This window comes from Sphingomonas sp. PL20 (assembly GCF_017875905.1).
GTDB classification, from domain to species: domain Bacteria; phylum Pseudomonadota; class Alphaproteobacteria; order Sphingomonadales; family Sphingomonadaceae; genus Sphingomonas; species Sphingomonas echinoides.
In genome coordinates, this window is sequence record NZ_JAGINH010000002.1 from 4,376,321 (window position 1) to 4,392,219 (window position 15,899).

20 protein-coding genes are annotated in these 15,899 nt (G+C 63.4%); 10 read left to right on the top strand and 10 right to left on the bottom strand.

Annotated features, from left to right (window positions below):
- Positions 1–5: 5 nt before the first annotated feature.
- From H4W01_RS20690 to H4W01_RS20715, 6 genes are all read right to left on the bottom strand, one after another.
- A complete protein-coding gene (locus H4W01_RS20690; RefSeq protein ID WP_010405943.1) occupies positions 6–917 on the bottom strand; it encodes a ParB/RepB/Spo0J family partition protein in 912 nt (303 codons plus the stop codon).
- Positions 914–1,705, bottom strand: a complete 792-nt coding sequence (locus tag H4W01_RS20695) for a ParA family protein (protein WP_010405944.1) — start codon at positions 1,703–1,705, stop codon at positions 914–916. The genes H4W01_RS20690 and H4W01_RS20695 overlap by 4 nt, the downstream gene beginning before the upstream one ends.
- A complete protein-coding gene (gene rsmG, locus H4W01_RS20700) occupies positions 1,702–2,319 on the bottom strand; it encodes a 16S rRNA (guanine(527)-N(7))-methyltransferase RsmG (RefSeq protein ID WP_209612992.1) in 618 nt (205 codons plus the stop codon). Before rsmG ends, H4W01_RS20695 begins: the two co-directional genes overlap by 4 nt.
- The gene (gene mnmG, locus H4W01_RS20705) at positions 2,316–4,160 is read right to left on the bottom strand and encodes a tRNA uridine-5-carboxymethylaminomethyl(34) synthesis enzyme MnmG (RefSeq protein ID WP_209612993.1); all 1,845 of its coding nucleotides are present in this window, start codon (positions 4,158–4,160) and stop codon (positions 2,316–2,318) included. The genes rsmG and mnmG overlap by 4 nt, the downstream gene beginning before the upstream one ends.
- Positions 4,161–4,229: 69 nt before the next feature.
- Positions 4,230–5,522 carry a tRNA uridine-5-carboxymethylaminomethyl(34) synthesis GTPase MnmE gene (gene mnmE / locus H4W01_RS20710; RefSeq protein WP_209612994.1) on the bottom strand — a complete coding sequence of 431 codons (1,293 nt, stop codon included), beginning with the start codon at positions 5,520–5,522 and terminating at the stop codon, positions 4,230–4,232.
- A gap of 7 nt (positions 5,523–5,529) precedes the next feature.
- Positions 5,530–5,754, bottom strand: a complete 225-nt coding sequence (locus tag H4W01_RS20715) for a DUF6489 family protein (RefSeq protein WP_010405948.1) — start codon at positions 5,752–5,754, stop codon at positions 5,530–5,532.
- 48 nt (positions 5,755–5,802) lie between these two features.
- On the opposite strand from H4W01_RS20715, the gene H4W01_RS20720 reads away from it, so the two are divergent.
- Positions 5,803–6,285 (top strand): methylated-DNA--[protein]-cysteine S-methyltransferase, encoded by a 483-nt coding sequence (locus tag H4W01_RS20720; protein ID WP_209612995.1) that lies wholly within the window; start codon positions 5,803–5,805, stop codon positions 6,283–6,285.
- Here H4W01_RS20720 and H4W01_RS20725 read toward each other — a convergent pair.
- The 4 genes from H4W01_RS20725 to hemE form a co-directional block, all read right to left on the bottom strand.
- Positions 6,282–6,911: a YjbE family putative metal transport protein gene (locus tag H4W01_RS20725; protein WP_209612996.1), complete on the bottom strand. Its 630-nt coding sequence runs from the start codon at positions 6,909–6,911 to the stop codon at positions 6,282–6,284. The two genes, H4W01_RS20720 and H4W01_RS20725, sit on opposite strands and share 4 nt — an antisense overlap.
- A 111-nt stretch (positions 6,912–7,022) precedes the next feature.
- Entirely contained in the window at positions 7,023–8,279 is a 1,257-nt protein-coding gene (gene rho, locus H4W01_RS20730; RefSeq protein WP_010405952.1) for a transcription termination factor Rho, read from the bottom strand.
- 168 nt (positions 8,280–8,447) lie between these two features.
- Entirely contained in the window at positions 8,448–8,915 is a 468-nt protein-coding gene (locus H4W01_RS20735; RefSeq protein WP_209612997.1) for a CopD family protein, read from the bottom strand.
- Positions 8,912–9,934 carry a uroporphyrinogen decarboxylase gene (hemE, locus tag H4W01_RS20740; protein WP_209612998.1) on the bottom strand — a complete coding sequence of 341 codons (1,023 nt, stop codon included), beginning with the start codon at positions 9,932–9,934 and terminating at the stop codon, positions 8,912–8,914. Before hemE ends, H4W01_RS20735 begins: the two co-directional genes overlap by 4 nt.
- A 314-nt stretch (positions 9,935–10,248) precedes the next feature.
- Here hemE and H4W01_RS20745 point away from each other — a divergent pair, with 314 nt between their 5' ends.
- The 9 genes from H4W01_RS20745 to H4W01_RS20785 all read left to right on the top strand — a co-directional run bounded on the left by H4W01_RS20745 (position 10,249) and on the right by H4W01_RS20785 (position 15,822).
- Entirely contained in the window at positions 10,249–11,076 is an 828-nt protein-coding gene (locus H4W01_RS20745; RefSeq protein ID WP_029622753.1) for a pyruvate, water dikinase regulatory protein, read from the top strand.
- Positions 11,073–11,669: a Maf family protein gene (locus tag H4W01_RS20750; RefSeq protein ID WP_209612999.1), complete on the top strand. Its 597-nt coding sequence runs from the start codon at positions 11,073–11,075 to the stop codon at positions 11,667–11,669. The genes H4W01_RS20745 and H4W01_RS20750 overlap by 4 nt, the downstream gene beginning before the upstream one ends.
- Positions 11,666–12,478 carry a shikimate dehydrogenase family protein gene (locus H4W01_RS20755; protein WP_209613000.1) on the top strand — a complete coding sequence of 271 codons (813 nt, stop codon included), beginning with the start codon at positions 11,666–11,668 and terminating at the stop codon, positions 12,476–12,478. Before H4W01_RS20750 ends, H4W01_RS20755 begins: the two co-directional genes overlap by 4 nt.
- Positions 12,475–13,071, top strand: a complete 597-nt coding sequence (gene coaE, locus H4W01_RS20760) for a dephospho-CoA kinase (protein WP_209613001.1) — start codon at positions 12,475–12,477, stop codon at positions 13,069–13,071. Before H4W01_RS20755 ends, coaE begins: the two co-directional genes overlap by 4 nt.
- A gap of 7 nt (positions 13,072–13,078) precedes the next feature.
- The gene (gene dnaQ, locus H4W01_RS20765) at positions 13,079–13,768 is read left to right on the top strand and encodes a DNA polymerase III subunit epsilon (RefSeq protein WP_209613002.1); all 690 of its coding nucleotides are present in this window, start codon (positions 13,079–13,081) and stop codon (positions 13,766–13,768) included.
- 84 nt (positions 13,769–13,852) lie between these two features.
- A complete protein-coding gene (gene hpf / locus H4W01_RS20770; RefSeq protein WP_010405963.1) occupies positions 13,853–14,443 on the top strand; it encodes a ribosome hibernation-promoting factor, HPF/YfiA family in 591 nt (196 codons plus the stop codon).
- A 113-nt stretch (positions 14,444–14,556) separates the two neighbouring features.
- A complete protein-coding gene (locus H4W01_RS20775; RefSeq protein ID WP_010405964.1) occupies positions 14,557–15,024 on the top strand; it encodes a PTS sugar transporter subunit IIA in 468 nt (155 codons plus the stop codon).
- Positions 15,011–15,484 (top strand): PaaI family thioesterase, encoded by a 474-nt coding sequence (locus H4W01_RS20780; RefSeq protein ID WP_209613003.1) that lies wholly within the window; start codon positions 15,011–15,013, stop codon positions 15,482–15,484. The genes H4W01_RS20775 and H4W01_RS20780 overlap by 14 nt, the downstream gene beginning before the upstream one ends.
- Positions 15,481–15,822, top strand: coding sequence for a DUF1491 family protein (locus H4W01_RS20785; RefSeq protein ID WP_209613004.1), 342 nt, complete (start codon positions 15,481–15,483; stop codon positions 15,820–15,822). The genes H4W01_RS20780 and H4W01_RS20785 overlap by 4 nt, the downstream gene beginning before the upstream one ends.
- Positions 15,823–15,899: the final 77 nt, after the last annotated feature.

Below are 15,899 nucleotides of genomic sequence, written 5' to 3' on the forward strand. Positions count from 1 at the left end.
CCGGGCTAAATCCGTTCTCCGGTGAGCCGCTGGCACACCATATCGAGTTGATCGAGCGTGGAATAGGATAGCACGAGCGTGCCGCCCTTCGCGCCATAGGTCACCCGCACCGACAGACCGAGCAAATCCGCAAGCTGATGCTCGAGCGCGGCAAGATCAGGATCGCGTCCGCCGCCATCGCTGCTATGGCTTCGCGGCGCTGGCTTCGCCGCGCGCGCAAGCCGCTCGGTGTCGCGCACCGACAGACCCCGCGCGACCACCTGATCGGCAAGCGCCTCGACATCAGCCGCCCCGATCAGCGCGCGCGCGTGGCCCATGGTCAGCGTGCCGGTGACGACGCGCTCCTGGATCGGGGAGGGCAGTTCGAGCAGTCGCAGCAGATTTGCGATATGGCTGCGCGACTTGTTGACCAGCTTGCCCAGCGCCTCCTGCGTGTGGCCAAAGTCTTCGATCAGCCGATGATAGGCTTCCGCTTCTTCGATCGCGTTCAGATCCTGGCGCTGGATGTTTTCGACCAGCGCGACTTCCAGCGTCTCGGTATCGTCAAACGCTCGCACGATAACGGGCACTTCGTGCAGCCGCGCGCGCTGTGCCGCGCGCCAGCGCCGCTCGCCCGCGACAATCTGATATCCCGTGCCGTGCGGCCGTACAACAATCGGTTGCAGCACGCCGCGTTGTGCAATCGACTGGGCCAGTTCCTCAAGCGCCGCTTCGTCAAAGTGGCGCCGCGGCTGGCCCGGATGCGGTGTCAGCGATCCAACCGGAAGCGAACGAATCCCCGGCGAGGTTTCCTTGCTGCCGCCAACGGGTTCTTCACGGGCCAGATCGCCCATCAACGCGTTGAGCCCGCGGCCCAAGCCGGAGCGCGGCTTCGGACGAGCCTGCGGAGCGTTTTGCGGCGCGGTCGAGTCGGTCATGCGGCCCTTGCAGGTTGAGGTTCGATATTGGGCAGCCGCGCGATCAACTCGCGGGCCAGCGCGATATAGGCTTCCGAACCCGGGCAGCGATAATCGTAGATCAACGCGGGCAGACCATGGCTCGGCGCTTCGGACAAGCGCACGTTGCGCGGGATCACGGTATCGAACACCACCCCGCCCAGCACCGCACGAACGTCATTGGAGACCTGGTCGGTCAGCCGGTTGCGCCGATCGTGCATCGTCAGCGCGACGCCCATGATCGAAAGGCCAGGATTGAACCGTTCGCGAATGCGCTCAACCGTGCTGAGCAATTGGCTGAGGCCTTCCAAAGCGAAAAACTCGCATTGCAGCGGCACTAGCAGCGAGTTCGAGGCAACCATCGCGTTGAGTGTCAGCAAGCCGAGCGAGGGAGGGCAATCGATCAGGACGACGTCCCACCGATGATCGGACCGTGCCAGGGCTCGCGACAAGCGATGCGTGCGTTCTTCATATTCGACCAGCTCAATTTCGGCACCCGACAGATCGACGGTAGCGGGAACGATGTCGAGCTTGGGGACGATCGTTGGCAATGCCGCAGCTTCGATCGTCGTTTCACCCAGCAAAATATCATAGGTGGAATGGTGCCGGTCAGCCCGTGCAATGCCAAGACCCGTCGAGGCATTCCCTTGCGGATCGAGATCGAGCAACAGCACGCGCAATCCCGTCGCGGCCAGGGCGGTGCCGAGATTGATGGCGGTGGTGGTCTTGCCCACGCCACCCTTTTGGTTCGCTACGGCAATGACGTTCATCGGCGTGACACCCCTGATGCGATAACGATCAACGAGTCCGGATCGGTAAGACTATGTTCCACGTGAAACACACCATGCCATTCCTGTTCGGCGGTGGCCACCTCGTCGCGAGCGGACCGCCCCTTGGGCAGAATCCAACGCGTCTCGGGGGTCGAACAATCCCTCGCCCACGCGAACAGTTCGGTCAAGGGGCCAACCGCGCGCGCCGAAATAATGCTCGCCTTCTCGCGCACTTTTTCGATTCGATCGCTTACGATATGGGTCCGATCGGCGATTCCGAGCCGGATCGCGGTCTCGGCCAGAAACGCGGCGCGACGCTTCCGCGGCTCAACCAGCCAGACTTCACGCTCCGTCAGCGCGGCAACGACAAGCCCTGGAAACCCAGCACCGCTACCAATGTCGATCCACCGCCCCCGACTCTCGCCGTCCGCAAACCCAATCAATTGCGCCGAATCGACGATATGGCGACTCCATATCGAGTCGATCGTCGAAGGCGCGATCAGATTCTGTTGGCGGGTTTCGTTCAGCACAATGTCTGCAAGACACGCCATCGCAGCCGCTCCCGCCGCGCCAAAGCGGTCCGCCACCCACGCCTTCGCGTCGTCCTCGGTCACGCCGCTTTCCTCCGGAGATGCAGCAAGATCGCGGTCAAAGCCGCCGGCGTTATCCCGCGAACACGACCTGCAGCGCCGAGCATTGCTGGCCGCGCGCTCGATAAACGCTCAATCATCTCGGTCGAAAGACCCGGAATAGCCGCGAAGTCGAGCGTGGCGGGAATCGCGATATCGTCCTGCGCGCGCAAGCCCGCAATCTCGCTTTCCTGGCGTAGCAGATAGGGCGCGTAGCGCGCGTCTTCAGCGAGCTCGGCCAGCAATGCGGGTTCGATGCTGTCCAGCAGCTCAGGAACCAGCATCGCAATCTCCACCCCGGCCACGCGCAGCCATTGGTCCCCGGAGCGGGCGTGCGGATCCGCTGGCAGCAATGCCCCGCGGGCGATCAAGCGATCACTCGATATCGGCTCGGCGAGTTGGGTTTCCACTATAAGGCGCTGCTGCGCCCGCTGCTCAAGCCGCCGCAATCGGTCCGGCCCCAGACACCCGATATCGGCCGCGAGCGGACCAAGCCGGGTCTCGGCATTGTCCGCGCGCAAGCGCAAGCGATATTCGGCTCGCGCGGTGAGCATCCGATAGGGTTCGGTAATCCCTTGAAGAACGAGATCGTCGACCATCACGCCCAAATAGCTCGACGCCCGATCGAGGATGATCGCAGCCGTACCGCGCGCGCGGGCCGCCGCATTAAGGCCAGCGATCAGACCCTGGCCCGCAGCTTCCTCGTACCCGGTTGTACCGTTGATCTGGCCGCAACAGAACAAGCCCGGCATGGCGCGCACTTCGAGTGTAGGGGAGAGCGCACGAGGGTCGATATGGTCATATTCCACCGCATAGCCGGGAGCGACAATGCGCGTCCGCTCCAGACCGGGGATCGAGGCGATCATCGCCGCCTGAATATCAACGGGGAGGGAGGTGGAAATGCCGTTGGGATAAACCGTCGCATCATCCAATCCCTCGGGCTCCAGGAAAATCTGGTGGCCGTCACGGTCGCCAAAGCGATGGATCTTGTCCTCGATCGAGGGGCAATAGCGCGGCCCCTGACCAGCAATGTCACCGCCAAAGAGGGGGGAGCGATCGAGCCCGCCGCGAATGATGGCGTGGGTGTCCGTGGTGGTGCGCGTAATCGCACAATGGAGCTGGGGCAGGGGACGAGCCCGCGACATCGGCGACATCGTCCACGGATCGGTATCGCTGGGCTGCTGCGCGAGGCGCGCCCAATCGATGGTTCGTCCATCGAGCCGGGGAGGGGTGCCCGTCTTCAACCGCGCCATTGGCAGCTGTGCAGCGCGGAGTTGCTCCGCCAATATCGAAGCGGCGGCCTCGCCAATCCGCCCGCCAACGGATCGCTGCTCACCGCAAAACATCCGTCCACCGAGAAAGGTGCCGGTTGCGAGCACAACCGCCCTCGCCGCAAGGACGCGACCGTCAGCGAGCCGTACGCCTGTTACGGTGCCCTGATCGGCCCCAACCAAGCTCGCGACCTCTCCGGCGACGATTTCCAACCCTTCCTGCGCCTTGAGCATGGATTGGATCGCAGCCGCGTAGCGACGCCGGTCCGCCTGGACTCGCGGGCCTCGCACCGCGGCACCCTTGCTGCGGTTGAGCATGCGGTAGTGGATACCGGCTGCATCGACTGCGCGGGCGATCAGCCCATCAAACGCGTCAACCTCTCGCACCAAATGGCCTTTGCCGAGCCCGCCAATCGCCGGGTTGCACGACATCGCGCCGATCTTGCCGGGCTCAAAGCTGATCAAGGCAACGCGCGCGCCACAGCGTGCAGCCGCCGCTGCAGCCTCGGTGCCGGCGTGTCCGCCGCCCACGACGATCACATCGAATTTGCTCATACGCTGTCGCTAGGTCTTGGGCGACGCGCTGTCAAAGGCGGTGCCGCATGTTCCACGTGGAACGTCCGATTATTTGCCGATGCAAAAACGCGAAAACACCGCGTCCAGCACATTCCCGATTCCGCTTCGCCCGGCGACGGCATCGAGCGCCTTGAGAGCTCCGCGTAGCTCTTCAGCGACGATCAGAAAATCGTCCACGCCCGCCGCCTGAAGATGCCCAAGGCATGCCGCCAACAGCGCCCGTTGTCGGCGATTGGTCGTGAGCATATCTTCCTGCGGCAATACGGCGCGCGCTCTTTCCGCGATGATCGCCCACAGGTCTTCGAGCCCATCCCCGGTTTTGGCCGACAAGGATACCACGCAATCGGCCGGTACCATCATCGCCCGATCCGCCAGATCCGCACGCGCATGCACACGCAGATGATGAGGATCGCTCGGGGCGTCGTCCCCAAGCCACAAAACCACGTCGGCACTTGCGATCGCTGCTGCCGCGCGCTCGATCCCGATGCGCTCGATCACATCGCCCGGCGTGCTGGTGAGCCCGGCGGTATCGGTCAGAAGATAGGCTATCCCACCGCGCTCGACCGGAACGTCGATCCGGTCGCGGGTAGTGCCGGAGATGTCGGACACAATCGCGACCTCGCGACCGGTGAGCGCGTTGAGCAATGTCGACTTTCCGCTATTGGGCGGCCCAGCGATGACAACGCGGATCCCGTCATACAGCCGCTCAACCGGGGGGGCGGCGAGCAAGCGGGCAATTTCCGCCGCCGTGGCCGCGATCGCCGTACCAATCTCCGCGCTGCTTTCCGTGGTAACATCGTCTTCGTCAGAAAAGTCCAGCTGCGCTTCGACCCTGGCAGCGATCTCAATCAAACGGTCGGTCCAGCGATCGACATTGGCGCGCAGGCCGCCTTCGGCGATGCGCAAGGCCGCGCGCCGCTGCGTCTCGGTTTGCGCGGACAGCAAGTCTCCCAGGCCCTCCGCCTCGGTCAGGTCGATCACCCCATTCTCGAGAGCACGGCGCGTAAACTCGCCAGCCTCGGCATGGCGCATACCCGGCTGCGCGGCGAGGGCAGCCTCCACCGCGAGCACCACGGCGCGCCCGCCATGGATCTGCAATTCGACAACATCCTCCCCGGTCGCAGTCCGTGGCCCCGGGAACACCAGGACCAGCGCACGATCGAGCAAGCTTCCGTCTCGCGGATCGTGAAGGGCGCGCAGTGCTGCCCGGCGCGGCAAGGGCAATGGTCCAGCGATTGCTTGCGCAACCGCGAAGGCTTCCGGGCCGCTTAGCCGGACAATTGCAATCGCGGCCGGCGGTGCCCCGCTCGATGTCGCAAAAATGGTGTCGCGCTTGGTCACGGCTGGATTACTTGGTCGCGCTTTCAAACATCTTGCGCCACATCCCCATGCCGGCATCGCTCATCGGCATCCAGCTCCGCACCATATTGTCGAGCAGATCGGGTGCGACCACGCCATCCATCGCGTCGGTGAGCATCGCGACATATTTTTCGTGGACCGGTGCAAGATCGGGCAGGCCCATGAAGCGGCGCGCCTCTTCGGGTGTACAATCGACTTCGACATTGATCTTCATCGCGCTTCTCCGCTTGAGCGGGCCTGCGCCGCGCTGCATACTCTGGCTATGTATGCGCGCGATATGGCCCGGATCGCAACGCCTGTCGGTGTTGTCACGATTTATGGCGACGAGGTCGCAATAACCTCGGTCGAAATCGAGGCGGCGGCGGGGAATCCAACATCGGGCACTTCCTCGCCCGTGCGCGACGCCGCCGATCAACTCCAGGCCTGGTTCGCCGGGGAGCGCACCACATTCCATCTGCCGCTCGCCGTCGCGCGTACCCCACGCGGCCAGATATTGCGCGATGCGATGATCGCGATCGGCTATGGGGAAACGCTGAGCTACGGCGCTCTTGCGGCAACGATCGGGTCGAGCCCACGCGCGATCGGCCAGGCCTGTGCGCGCAACCCGTTTCCGATCATCGTGCCATGCCACCGCGTAACCAATGCCGACGGTTCGCTCGGTGCCTATTCAGCGGGAGCGGGGCCCGCGACCAAAAGCTGGCTGCTCGATTTCGAACGCCGCGACCAGCGCGATCGGCTTCTTTAGAAGAGCAACCGCAGCACGCCGATTTCATGATCGACGATGCCATCGTAAATCATCCGGCCCGCGACAAAGAGGATCACGGCCAAGCCAATATAGGCGATCCAATGATACCGCCCGATGACGCGGGCGATGAAGTTCGCCGCCACCGCCATCAGCGTCACCGACAAAGCCAGGCCAAAAAACAGCACCGCCGGATGTTCGCGCGCGGCACCCGCGACGGCCAGGACATTATCGAGACTGAGCGACAGATTAGTAATTGCGACCTGGATTGCCGCCTGCGCGAATGTCTTGGGATGCTTCGAGGCTGTATGGCCACCACTGGCCGCTTCGGCCGTCGCACCGATTTCGCGATAGAGTTTCCACGCGACCCACAGAAGCAGGATTCCGCCCGCCAAGAGCAAACCGACGACATGCAAAAGTTGCGTCGCAATCAGCGCAAAGCCGATCAGGCACACCATCGCCATCACCACCCCGAGCGCGAGCACTTGCTTGCGCTGCTTGGCGGGGAGGCCGGCGGCGAGGGTGCCCAGCACCATCGCATTGTCGCCGGAAAAGATCAGGTCGATCAGGATCACCTGGCCAAGCGTCGCCAGGCCGGCAGCGGTGAAAACGTCTGCGATGTTGAACATGGGCTGCCCTCACCAAGCGGCATGGAGCACAGCCCACACCATCGACCGGACCTAGCCCGTCGGTCAAACCGATGCGAGTCCGTCGGCACCCCGCCGACGGACTGACATCGCTTACTGGTTCATGCTGTCGAAGAAATCTTCGTTGGTCTTGGAATTCTTCATCTTGTCGAGCAGGAATTCCATCGAGTCGATCGTGCCCATCTGCATCAGGATGCGGCGCAGCACCCACATCTTGGAGAGCTTGCTCTGGTCGACCAGCAGCTCTTCCTTGCGCGTGCCCGACTTGCCGACGTCAAGCGCCGGGAAGATGCGCTTGTCGGCGACCTTGCGATCGAGCACGATTTCCGAGTTACCCGTGCCCTTGAATTCTTCGAAGATCACTTCGTCCATACGGCTGCCGGTATCGATCAGCGCGGTCGCGATAATCGAGAGCGAGCCGCCTTCCTCGATGTTGCGCGCGGCACCGAAGAAACGCTTCGGACGCTGGAGCGCATTGGCGTCGACACCGCCGGTCAGCACCTTGCCCGACGAGGGCACGACGGTGTTGTAGGCACGGCCAAGACGCGTAATCGAGTCGAGCAGGATCACCACGTCCTTCTTATGCTCGACCAGCCGCTTGGCCTTTTCGATCACCATTTCAGCAACTTGTACGTGGCGCGTGGCGGGTTCGTCGAAGGTCGAGCTGACCACCTCGCCCTTGACCGAGCGCTGCATGTCGGTGACTTCCTCGGGGCGTTCGTCGATCAGCAGGACGATCAGGAACACCTCGGGGTGGTTGTCGGTGATCGCCTTGGCGATGTTCTGCAGCATCACCGTCTTGCCGACGCGTGGCGGCGCGACGATCAGCGTACGCTGGCCCTTGCCCTGCGGCGAGATGATGTCGATCACCCGTGCCGACTTGTCCTTGATCGTCGGGTCCGACGGATCGAGCGTCAGCTTCTCATCGGGGTAGAGCGGGGTGAGGTTGTCGAAATTGACGCGGTGGCGCACCGCCTCGGGATCATCGAAATTGACCGCGGTCAGTTTGACCAAGGCGAAATAGCGCTCGCCATCCTTGGGCCCGCGAATTTCGCCCTCGACCGTGTCGCCGGTGCGCAGGCCGAATTTGCGGACCTGGTTGGGCGAAATGTAGATGTCGTCCGGGCCGGCCAGATAATTGGCTTCGGGGCTGCGCAGGAAACCGAAACCATCGGGCAGCACTTCGATCGTGCCCAGCCCCATGATCTGCTCACCCTCTTCGGCCTGGACCTTGAGGATCGCAAACATCAAATCCTGCTTGCGCAGCGTCGAGGCGCTCTCGATGCCGAGTTCTTCGGCCATCGCGACCAGCTCGGCCGGCTTTTTGTTCTTCAGGTCTTTGAGATGCATTGCGGGCGTCCGGGCATAAAGGATGCTGGGGAAGGAGCTTCGGTCGGCGAAGGGTACGCGACGATGCTTGAGGAAGGAGGCCGCGACCGGACGGGTGGACCCGCCGCATTGCGACACGCAGGAGAGATACGAGGCCGGGTCGCGCCCGTCAAGGCGCGACGTGGCTCCTCAGAACGGCTGCACGATCGCCAGTATCACGATGAAGGTGACCAGAACCGCAGGCACTTCGTTGATCAGGCGCAATTGCCGCCCGGTCAGCGTCGGCTTGCCGGCCGCGAGTTTGCGGGCATAGCCCACCGCCCAACCATGATAGCCGCTGAGGATCAGAACCAGCGCCAGCTTCACATGCAGCCAGCCAAGCCCGTGTTGCCCGGAAAACAGACCGGCGTTCGCGGCGAGCGTCAGCCCGAGGATCCACACCACCGTCATCGACGGGGTCAGGATGATCGTGCGGATCTTGCGCTCGCGATCGATCCATAACGCAGCCTCGGGCGACGCAATGCCGCCGCTGGCCAACGCTTCCTGGTGATAGACGAGATAGCGCGGCAGCATGAACAGGCCCGCCATCCAGAACACGACGAAGATGACATGCGCCGCCTTGACCCACAGATAGGCGTTGCCGAGCATTCCAATCATCCAGCGCTCCGAACAAAGGCGAGCAACTGCTCGACATGGGCAATCGGCGTATCCTGCAAAATGCCGTGCCCAAGATTGAAGACATGGGGCCGATCGGCAAAGGCTGCAAGTATGCGTGCGGCGGCCTGTTCCATCGCCGCGCCCCCCGCGATCAGCACCAATGGATCGAGATTGCCTTGCACGGGCAGATCCTTGGGCAGGCTTGCCGCGGCCCATTCGGGATCGATGGTCTCATCGAGCCCGACCGCATCGACCCCGGTTTCCCGGACATAGGCTGGGAGTTTCTCGCCCGCACCCTTCGGAAAGCCGATCACCGGTACACCTGGATGACGATCGTGCAACGCGCTGACGATGGCAGCATTGGGCGCAATCACCCAGCGTTCGAATTGCGCCGGGCTGAGGCTGCCCGCCCAACTGTCGAACAATTGCACCGCCTCGACGCCGGCCTCAATCTGTTTCGACAGATATTCGATGGTGCACGTCGCGATCGCCGCAACGATCTCTTCGAATGCCGCAGGATCGCCATAAGCGAAGCGCCGCGTTTCGCCCTGGTCGCGGCTCCCGTGTCCGGCAACCATATAAGTGGCAACGGTCCATGGGCTTCCCGCAAAGCCCAGGAAGGTGGTCTGGGGGGGTAGCGCCGCCGCGACCTGACGCACGGTCTCGTAAACCGGTTCAAGCCGCTCAGGGACCGCCTGCAGGCCTTGCAGGGCATGATCGAGCAGCGGTGGTGTCAGTGCGGGGCCTTCGCCCACCCCAAAGGTGAGATCCTGACCCAGCGCCGATGGCACCATCAAAATGTCCGAAAACAGAATCGCGCCATCAAAGCCGAACCGGCGGATCGGTTGAATCGTGACCTCTGCCGCAGCGGGGCTGTCGTTTACCAGTGCGAGGAACCCGCCCTTTTCTGCCCGGAGCGCCCGATATTCCGGGAGATATCGGCCTGCCTGGCGCATCAGCCAGACCGGCGGGGTGGGCTGACGTTCACCCAGGAGCGTAGCGAGCAGCGGCTTCTTCATCGTCGGAATCGTCTTACCCTCTTCTATAAGATTCTAGAATCTTGAAAGGATGAAGTGGTTGTAGGCACGTCGATAACGGGGCTTATGCGGTCATCCCCGAAAAGCCAACAGGCTGGCCTTTGTGTAAGGGCGACTCTGGCGTGAGTCGTTCGATCTGTCCCCATTATCCACAGCCTGTTAGCCGAATCGTTGGTTGTGCGCACGCATGTGGATAAGCGGCGGGTTATCCACCAAAGGGATGACGCTTTGCTGGACCGCGAAGTTGCGCTAGCGCTTCTCCCCATGTTGTCCACAGCATCGCCCACCCGGCCTTTTTGATGCGCCTGCATCTCCATTTGCTGTCGGATTCGACCGGCGAGACGCTCGAAAACATCGCGAAAGCGGCGCTTGCGCAATATGACGATGTCGAAACGATCCGCCACTTCTGGCCAATGGTGCGGACCGAGGCGCATCTCGAGCGCATCCTTCAGGAAATTTCGCAAAATCCGGGGCTGGTGCTGTTCACGCTGGTGAATAGCGAAACGCGGCGGACGCTCGAGACACGCTGCCGTGCGCTGGGGCTCCCGGCGGTGGCACCGCTTGATGGCGTGACAGGTGCGTTGTCGGGCCTGCTCGGACAAGCAGCCAAAGCGCGACCGGGGCGCCAGCACGTGCTGGATGCCGCCTATTTCGCCCGGGTCGATGCGATTCAGTTCACCATCGCGCATGATGACGGGATACTCGCAGAAGATTGGGAAGAGGCCGACATCGTCTTGGCCGGTGTGTCGCGGTCGTCGAAGACGCCCACGTCGATCTATCTCGCCAATCGCGGGTTCAAGACCGCCAATATCCCGATTGTGCTGGAAAGCCCGCCACCCGCAAGCCTGTACACGTTGAAAAACCCGATCGTGGTTGGGCTGACCACCAGCGCCGACCGGCTCATTCAGGTGCGGCGCAACCGGTTGCTGTCGCTCAACCAGAAGGTCGAGACGGCTTATGTCGATCAAGAAGCGGTCACGCGCGAAGTGGCGTTTGCGCGCCGGATGTTTGCCGACAATGGCTGGCCGGTGATCGACGTAACGCGGCGCTCGATCGAGGAAACGGCGGCGGCGATCATTGCATTGGTCGGCGAACGCCGCGGCGATGTCCGGGGCGACGCATGAGGGTCGTGCTGGCGTCGCAAAGCGCATCGCGACGCGCGATGTTGGCCGCAGCGGGCGTGCCGTTCGAGGCGGTCTCTGCCGGGGTCGACGAGGATTCCGCCAAAGCGGCCCTCCTCGCGGACGGCTTTGGCGCGCGCGACATGGCCGATGCGCTGGCGGAGCTGAAGGCGATCAAAGTGTCCTCGGGGGATGGCCAGGCGCTGGTACTGGGCTGCGATTCGGTTGTCGCGCTCGAAGACGGCTCGATGCTCGACAAGCCGCGCGACCGGCCTGAGGCGGCCGAGCATTTGCGCAGGCTCTCGGGCAAGCGTCACGAACTGGTCAGCGCGGCGGTGATGGCCGAGGGCGGACGCCCGGTTTGGCGAGTCGTCGATCGTGCGCGGATGCATGTCCGCCCGCTATCGGATGCGTTCATCGAGTCGTATCTCGATCTCGAATGGCCCGAAATCGCGTGGTGCGTCGGCTGCTATCGGATCGAGGGGCCCGGTGCCCAATTGTTCAGCCGGATCGAAGGCAGCCAGTTCACCGTGCTCGGCCTGCCGTTGCTGCCGGTGCTGGATTATCTGCGGGTACGCGGGGTGATGACGTCATGATGTTCGCCGAAGTGATCGGGGATCCGATCAACCATTCCAAATCGCCGCTGATCCATGGCTTCTGGAACGAAGCGCTCGGGCTCGAGGCGAGATACGCGGCCCAGGAGGTGACAGCGGCGGGGCTGGGCGGTTATTTCGCCGAACGCGCGACCGATCCGAACTGGCGCGGATGCAACATCACCCTTCCCCATAAGGAAGCCGTGTTCGATCATATCGCCGATCCGGGGGGCGTGCGCGGGTCGATTGGCGCGGCCAATACCGTGTTTCGTGCCGAGGACGGTACGCTCGCTTGCACCAACACCGACGCGGCCGGCTTTTACGCGCCGATCGCCGAACTCGACCTGGCGGACGCGCCGGTGGTGGTGATCGGGGCGGGCGGGGCGGCGCGGGCGGTGCTGTTCGCACTGTCGCGGCTTGGCGTCGGACCGGTGACGATCCTCAACCGTAATGTGCTGAAGGCGGCGGCCTTGCTGTCGTCCTTCGGATTGAAAGGCAAGGCGCTGCCGCTCGACGCGACGCTGCCGCCGGCGGCGCTGCTGGTCAATGCGAGCGTGCTCGGCATGGTCGGTCAAGCGTCGCTCGATCTTGATCTCGGACCCTTGCCCGACGACGCGCTAGTCTATGACGTGGTCTATGCCCCGCTCGAAACGCCGTTGCTGGCGGCGGCGCGGGCGCGGGAACTGGATACGGTCGACGGTCTGGACATGCTGATCGGTCAGGCGGCATTGGCGTTCGAACTGTTCTTCGGCGTGACGCCACCGCGCAACGAGGCCAGCGATGACCAGCTACGGGCGCTTTTGACGGCATGATTACGATTGGCCTGACCGGGTCGATCGGCATGGGCAAATCCACCGTGGCGGCGATGTTTGCCGAGGCTGGCATTCCGGTGTTCGATGCCGATGCGGCCGTGCACCGGCTGCAAGGCAAAGGCGGGCGCCTGGTCGACGCGATCGAGGCGGCGTTTCCAGGGTCAACCGGTCCCGACGGTGTCGACCGCACGCGGCTTGGGCCGATGGTGCTGAACGATCCCGCCGCCTTCGCGCGACTCGAGGCGATCGTGCATCCGGCGGTGGGCGAAGAGCGCGCTGCCTTTCTCGTTCGCCATGCCGATGCGGCGATGGTGGTCTTCGACATTCCCTTATTGTTCGAAACCGGCGGCGAAACGCGGGTGGATGTCGTCGTCGTGGTGTCCGCGCCCGCGCCGATTCAGCGCGCGCGTGTGCTGGCGCGGCCCGGTATGTCTGTGGAAAAGCTCGATTCCATTCATGCGCGGCAACTGCCCGACGCCGAGAAAGTCGCACGGGCCGATTTTGTCGTGCCGACCGGCGGATCGCATGAGGATACGCGGCGTGCTGTCCATGCCATCATCGCTTGCTTAGCGACCCGCGACGTCCCACTATAATGATCCTATGCGTGAAATCGTCTTCGACACAGAAACCACCGGCTTCAGTTTTGCCGATGGCGATCGCATGGTGGAGATCGGTTGCCTCGAGATGGTCAACCGCGTCGAGACCGGTCGCACCTTCCACGCCTATTTTCACCCGGAGCGGTCCATGCCGCCCGAGGCGCAACGTGTCCACGGCCTGAGCGACGCCTTCCTGGCGGACAAGCCGCTGTTTCCGCATCTGGTCGACGATCTGCTCGACTTTATCGGGGACAGCCCGCTCGTCGCGCACAATGCCAGCTTCGATTTCGGCTTTCTCAACGGCGAGCTGAAGCGCTGCGGGCGCACCACCGTCGCAATGGAGCGGATGGTCGATACCGTCGCGATGGCGAGAATGCGCCATCCGGGTGCAAAGCACAGCCTGGATGCCCTGTGCAGCCGCTATGGCATCGATCGCAGCCACCGCACCTTGCACGGGGCTTTGCTCGACGCGCAACTGCTGGCGCAGGTGTATGTCGAGTTGACCGGTGGTCGGCAGATCGGACTGGGGCTGGTCAGCGAAGCCGTCGAAGAAAGCGTGGTCATCGCCCCGGTTGCGCCAACCGTGGTGCGAGCGCCACGCGTGTTTGCGGTGAGTGACGCAGACCGTGCCCGGCACGCAGCGTTCTTGAAGACCGTGGTCAACCCTTTGTGGGGGAGCGACCACGCAATGTGATTTGGGGGGCCGTGGCACCCGGACGGTGTCAACTGCCAGCTGACGATCGTCACAACGACGCCAGCCTATTGAAGGAGAAGGTTCATGGATATTCGGGTTTCCGGCCATCAGGTCGAGACGGGCGCGGCCCTCAAGACCCATGTCGACGACCGGCTCCAAGCCATCGCCACCAAATATTTCGCGCGCGCCATCTCGGCGCAGGTCACCTTCGGCAAGGGGCCGCACGATAATCGCTTCACCTGCGATATCATCGCCCACGTCATGCAAGGCCTTATCCTGAAAGGCCGCGGCGACGCATCCGAGGCGCACGCCGCATTCGAAGGCGCCGCGAGCAAGATTGAAAAGCAATTGCGCCGTTACATGCGACGTCTGAAAGACCGCAATGGCGGGTCCGTCACGGCCGTGGTGATGGATGCAGGGGGTGCCGCTGATAATGCCGGCTACACCGTTTTCCAGGAAAGCACCGCCGAGGAGGAGGTCGAGGACTATCCGCTGATCGTCGCGGAGACACGTGTCGACGTGCCGGAGGCGTCGGTGTCGGATGCGGTGATGATGCTCGATTTGCGCAACACCACCGCCTTGCTGTTCCGCAACAGCGGCTCTGGCACCTATAATATGGTCTATCGCCGCGGCGATGGCACGATCGGGTGGGTCGAACCGCAGCGCCAGGCCTGATCGCGGTTTCTACGCGAGCATGTCCTAGTGGCATGCTCGCGCTTTCGCGGTTGCAGGATCGGCGCTATGGGCCTGCCACAAGACCCCGCCGTCACGCGGGCATGAGGATCGTAATGACCGACCTGCACGATATTCTGGTGCCCGACGCGGTGCTTGAGCGCGTGAGCGTGGGAACCCGCAAAGCGTTGTTCCATCAACTCGCGGCGGCGGCGGCGGCCGTCTACGGCCTGGATGCCGGGGTCGTGCAAGACGCGGTGGCGACGCGCGAAAAACTGGGATCGACGGCGTTTGGCGGTGGTGTGGCGATCCCGCATGGCAAGGTGCCGGGTTTGACGCAGGTGCGCGGGGTGTTTGCCCGCTTGGCGCATCCGCTCGACTTTGACGCGGTTGATGATCTTCCGGTCGACGTCGTCTTCATGCTGGTATCGCCGCCCGATGCGGGCGCGACTCATCTCAAAGCGTTGGCACGCGTGTCGCGCGCGTTGCGTGATCAGTTGCTGGTCGAAAAGCTGCGCGGTGCGGGGTCGCGCGATGCGCTGGTCGCTCTGTTGACCGCAGAGCAGGTCCGTGACGCAGCCTGAGAGCGCTCCCGGTCCATCCGGGCAAGCCGCGCATTTTCGGGCGTTGGAGGCGCTATATGCGGCGGCGCCGATCAACCGGTTGTTTGAATCGACTCTGGTCATCCCCGAGCCCGGCCTTGCCCGGATCCATTTCACGATCGATCAGCGGTATTTTCACGCAGGCGGGGCCGCGCACGGGACGAGCTATTTCAAGATGCTCGACGATGCCGCTTTTTACGCGGCGAACAGCCTTGTGACCGATCGTTTTTTGCTCACCACCGCGTTCAATCTGCTGCTGACCAAACCCCTGCGCGAAGGGCCGGTGACGGCCGAGGGGCGCTGGATATCCGGGCAACGTCGGGTGTTCGTCGCCGAAGCGCGGTTGATCGACGCTGAGGGCGAGGAAGCGGCGCGCGGCACCGGAACCTTCATGCGATCGCGCATCGCCTTGGCAGGGTTGCCCGGCTACCGCACCGAATGATGGGCACGCTGCCTTCCGGTATCATGGTATCGGCCTTGTTGAAGCGCGTGAACGATTCCGGCGGGATGGGAATGGTGCGCGCCCGCGGCGATGCGGAATCTGGAGCTATCCTGTTATTATTAAATGAAAACGATGGACGCTCCAAAGTGATGGAGCGCGCGCTCGATCCGCGCGGCAAGGTGATTTTGGTTGAGACCGGGCCAGCCGATCCGACCGATGCGATAGCGCGCGAGGCGTATTGGCGCAGGCGCCGCGACCGCGACCCGGATTTGTGGGTGGTTGAACTGGACATCCCGTCGGCGGAACGATTCGCCGCAGAAACGATCGCCTCCGGTTGACCACATTCGATATCCCCCTAGAAGTTGGGGTATTAGCCACGTGCGTTGTGCCGTGTCGGGTGCGATCCGACCAGGTT

What these genes read in the sequence shown, in the direction of transcription:
- H4W01_RS20690 (WP_010405943.1), bottom strand. Translation starts at nt 917, where the DNA reads ATGACCGACTCGACCGCGCCGCAAAACGCTCCGCAGGCTCGTCCGAAG.
- H4W01_RS20695 (WP_010405944.1), bottom strand. Translation starts at nt 1,705, where the DNA reads ATGAACGTCATTGCCGTAGCGAACCAAAAGGGTGGCGTGGGCAAGACC.
- mnmG (WP_209612993.1), bottom strand. Translation starts at nt 4,160, where the DNA reads ATGAGCAAATTCGATGTGATCGTCGTGGGCGGCGGACACGCCGGCACC.
- H4W01_RS20715 (WP_010405948.1), bottom strand. Translation starts at nt 5,754, where the DNA reads ATGAAGATCAATGTCGAAGTCGATTGTACACCCGAAGAGGCGCGCCGC.
- H4W01_RS20720 (WP_209612995.1), top strand. Translation starts at nt 5,803, where the DNA reads ATGTATGCGCGCGATATGGCCCGGATCGCAACGCCTGTCGGTGTTGTC.
- H4W01_RS20725 (WP_209612996.1), bottom strand. Translation starts at nt 6,911, where the DNA reads ATGTTCAACATCGCAGACGTTTTCACCGCTGCCGGCCTGGCGACGCTT.
- rho (WP_010405952.1), bottom strand. Translation starts at nt 8,279, where the DNA reads ATGCATCTCAAAGACCTGAAGAACAAAAAGCCGGCCGAGCTGGTCGCG.
- H4W01_RS20735 (WP_209612997.1), bottom strand. Translation starts at nt 8,915, where the DNA reads ATGATTGGAATGCTCGGCAACGCCTATCTGTGGGTCAAGGCGGCGCAT.
- hemE (WP_209612998.1), bottom strand. Translation starts at nt 9,934, where the DNA reads ATGAAGAAGCCGCTGCTCGCTACGCTCCTGGGTGAACGTCAGCCCACC.
- H4W01_RS20750 (WP_209612999.1), top strand. Translation starts at nt 11,073, where the DNA reads ATGAGGGTCGTGCTGGCGTCGCAAAGCGCATCGCGACGCGCGATGTTG.
- H4W01_RS20755 (WP_209613000.1), top strand. Translation starts at nt 11,666, where the DNA reads ATGATGTTCGCCGAAGTGATCGGGGATCCGATCAACCATTCCAAATCG.
- coaE (WP_209613001.1), top strand. Translation starts at nt 12,475, where the DNA reads ATGATTACGATTGGCCTGACCGGGTCGATCGGCATGGGCAAATCCACC.
- dnaQ (WP_209613002.1), top strand. Translation starts at nt 13,079, where the DNA reads ATGCGTGAAATCGTCTTCGACACAGAAACCACCGGCTTCAGTTTTGCC.
- hpf (WP_010405963.1), top strand. Translation starts at nt 13,853, where the DNA reads ATGGATATTCGGGTTTCCGGCCATCAGGTCGAGACGGGCGCGGCCCTC.
- H4W01_RS20775 (WP_010405964.1), top strand. Translation starts at nt 14,557, where the DNA reads ATGACCGACCTGCACGATATTCTGGTGCCCGACGCGGTGCTTGAGCGC.
- H4W01_RS20785 (WP_209613004.1), top strand. Translation starts at nt 15,481, where the DNA reads ATGATGGGCACGCTGCCTTCCGGTATCATGGTATCGGCCTTGTTGAAG.